Annotated in this window: 3 protein-coding genes; 2 read left to right on the top strand and 1 reads right to left on the bottom strand. The window is 36.6% G+C overall.

Annotated features, from left to right (window positions below; all coding sequences use genetic code 11):
* Positions 1-88 precede the first annotated feature (88 nt).
* Positions 89-1,204 carry a DUF4407 domain-containing protein gene (locus ABWO41_RS17000; protein WP_353140580.1) on the bottom strand — a complete coding sequence of 372 codons (1,116 nt, stop codon included), beginning with the start codon at positions 1,202-1,204 and terminating at the stop codon, positions 89-91.
* 153 nt (positions 1,205-1,357) lie between these two features.
* On the opposite strand from ABWO41_RS17000, the gene purD reads away from it, so the two are divergent.
* Together purD and ABWO41_RS17010 are read left to right on the top strand one after the other, a co-directional pair.
* Positions 1,358-2,632: a phosphoribosylamine--glycine ligase gene (gene purD, locus ABWO41_RS17005; protein ID WP_353140583.1), complete on the top strand. Its 1,275-nt coding sequence runs from the start codon at positions 1,358-1,360 to the stop codon at positions 2,630-2,632.
* A 196-nt stretch (positions 2,633-2,828) separates the two neighbouring features.
* On the top strand, positions 2,829-3,226 hold a 398-nt coding region (locus tag ABWO41_RS17010), incomplete at its 3' end, for an RNA polymerase sigma factor (protein ID WP_353140586.1).

Genomic DNA, 3,226 nt, shown 5'->3' on the forward strand with positions numbered 1-3,226 from the left:
CCTTCTCAAAGATTCCTTCTTGAATGTTTTCATTGGAATCAAGGAAGTTTGTGAAAGAATCTTGGTGTACCAGAATTTCGGGATTTTACTAATATTCCCAATCCTCTAAATCTTTCTTTGCTCTTCTTTCGATAAATGTTTTACGTTTAGAAGCCTCTGTTTCGTTCAACGTATCCTGAATATTATCTGAGACAGTTACTTCATGTTCTCTATCCCTTTCGCTATGATGAATAGCAACAGTTTCTACATTTTCTAAAGCTATATCATAAGGGCCTTTGTCAGACATCAGCTTCACGAATACCGGTAAACATTCTAAAAGAATAAATAAGAAGGATATAAAAGATATTGCAAGATAAGTATCTACATCCCGGGTGCCGTCCGGATTGAAGGAAAGCTGACCCAGGGCATAATTCCTGTCTGCAAATCCTGCAATATTTGCTAAGCTATCTAATTCTTTTTCATTAAATAAACGGGTGCTGTTAAGTCCCTCCAGTTCTTTCCTTCTGTTAATTATATTTTCCAAACTCTGCAAATCAGACCTTACCTGTACTAATCTCTGTTCTTTTTGGTCTATAACAGACTGTTTTTGTTTAGCATAGGTACCAAATCCTACCACACCGCTGGTCTGGTTAGTTTTGTCTCCAAAAACTTCCTGATTTAATATATATCTGGATCTGTTAATGTCCTTTTCCAGTGAATCTTTCTCTGTTTTAAGCTCTTCCGATTTCACCAATTCAAGCTGATATTTATTAGAGAACGCTTTATTTAGCGTATCAATTTTATCGCGTTGCCCGTTCAGATAGCTGGTTTTAAGTTTCTGTCTGATCTCCTTATCGAAAATTTTTAATTCCAAAGGTCTGGAGATTACAATTCCAATCATAATAGCGAGTAGAATTCTGGGCAATGCCTGCATAATCTGATGGTTACCAGACCCGGTTTTCTTAATGCTGGAAACGATGTATCTGTCCATGTTGAATATGGCCAATCCCCATATAAGTCCGAAGACAATCGCAAAAACGAGTGCCGCAGGATTACCAGCGAAAACAAAATACATAGCGTAACCGCCAGATAGACTGGCAAATAGAGCGGTGAAGAAGATAGTAGCGCCGATGCCTACAAATTTGTTGTGTTCTGTCGGATATTTTTTTAACAGCTCTATGTGAGCACCGGAGCAGAACCAAAAAAAATCAGTAATTTTTTTCATTTAACCCGTTACTGTCAATAATTGTTCCACAATGAGACAAAATATATAAAGAGATAGTTACAAATGATTATTAAATATTTAGCATCGTATGGTTAGACTGTATAAAGGAAATATTTTTGCTCCAATTTGCAAAGGATATAGTATTTTTGGCGAATGAATATCCTTATCCTTGGTTCAGGAGGAAGAGAAAGTACTTTTTCCTGGAAAGTTGCTCAAAGTCCATTGTGTTCAAAATTGTTTATTGCACCTGGTAACGCGGGTACAAAGCAATACGGAGAGAATGTAAATATTAAAGTAACCGATTTCGCTGCTATTAAAAATCTGGTTATAGAACAAAATATTGAGTTGGTAATTGTGGGACCGGAAGAGCCTTTGGTAAGAGGAATCCACGATTTTTTCCTTGGGGATAAAGATATCAAACACATTCCGGTAGTTGGGCCAAAGCAGGATGGTGCTCAGTTAGAAGGTAGTAAAGATTTTTCTAAGCAATTCATGCAAAGACATGGAGTACCTACAGCAGCATCTAAAACTTTTACGAAAGATACTTTGGAAGACGGATTGGCATATCTTGAGACTCAGTCGTTACCAATTGTACTGAAAGCAGATGGGTTGGCTGCGGGAAAAGGTGTTTTGATTTGTACAACTTTAGACGAAGCAAAAGCAGAGTTAAGACTAATGCTTGCAGATGCGAAATTTGGCGAAGCAAGTTCCAAAGTTGTCATCGAACAGTTTCTGAAAGGAATTGAATTATCTGTCTTCGTACTTACCGACGGTAAAGATTTTATCATCTTGCCGGAAGCGAAAGATTACAAAAGAATAGGTGAGGGCGATACAGGTCTGAATACAGGCGGTATGGGGTCTGTTTCTCCGGTGCCATTTGCAGATGAGGCCTTCTTGCAAAAAGTAAAAGACCAAGTGGTTATACCAACGGTAGAAGGACTTAAAAAAGATAACATAGACTACAGAGGTTTTATCTTTATTGGTTTAATGAATGATAACGGTAATCCATATGTAATTGAATACAACTGTAGGATGGGCGATCCGGAAACGGAGAGTGTTTTTTTAAGAATAGAAAGTGATGTAGTAGAGATGTTCCAGGCAGTAGCAAAGCAGCAGATTGCTGATTACCAGTTGAAAGTGTCTCCAAAAACAGCAGCTACTGTTGTGGTGGTATCAGCTGGCTATCCGGGAGATTATATTAAAGGAAAAGAAATAACAGGCATAGAAAACGTAGAAGATTCTATTGTTTTCCACGCAGGAACGATATCCGATGGGGAAGTGGTTAAAACAGATGGAGGCCGCGTATTAACAGTTAGTACATTGCAGGACGATATCTTTAAAGCACTACAACAAGCTACTGCTGATGCAGGAAGAATTTATTTCGACGGTGCTACTTTTAGAAAAGATATTGGATTTGATCTGATTTAGAAATTCTCAGGATAAGAAATATAGAATTTAATATTAAAAAAAGGACTAAAATAAGCACTTTTCAAAGGCTCACTTTGGTCCTTTTCTATAACCAATTAAACCTTCAGGAAGCTTATTTCTTAATAAAATATTGATAATTGATTAATATTTCGGAAATTCAATATTCTTTAATTTCGCTTTCATATTATAGCAGGTAATGTCGCATACAGGAATACAGCTTTGGCCAGATGATGAACTTTTAGAATTGATGCGTCAGGGAGATCGCTCTGCTTTTGAAAGGATTTATAATAAATATTGGTCGAAGATCTATATATCGGCATATAATTTATTAAGAGATCGTCAAACTTGCGAGGATCTGGTACAGGAAGTACTTGTAAATTTATGGGTGAGAAGAGAAAGTCTTGAAGTTAAGAATCTGAATGCATTTTTATATACCGCTATAAGGTATAAAGTCTTTAAGGTAATTAGATCTGGTAAAGTGCGTGAAGATTTGTATGATGAAATAGAAAATCTTACCATTGCGGATAACAATACAGAAAATAGTATTGCTGAAAATGATTTTAATAGATTTCTTGAAGAAAGTTTGGCCACTCT

This window comes from Pseudopedobacter sp., assembly GCF_040392825.1.
In the GTDB taxonomy this organism is placed as follows: domain Bacteria; phylum Bacteroidota; class Bacteroidia; order Sphingobacteriales; family Sphingobacteriaceae; genus Pseudopedobacter.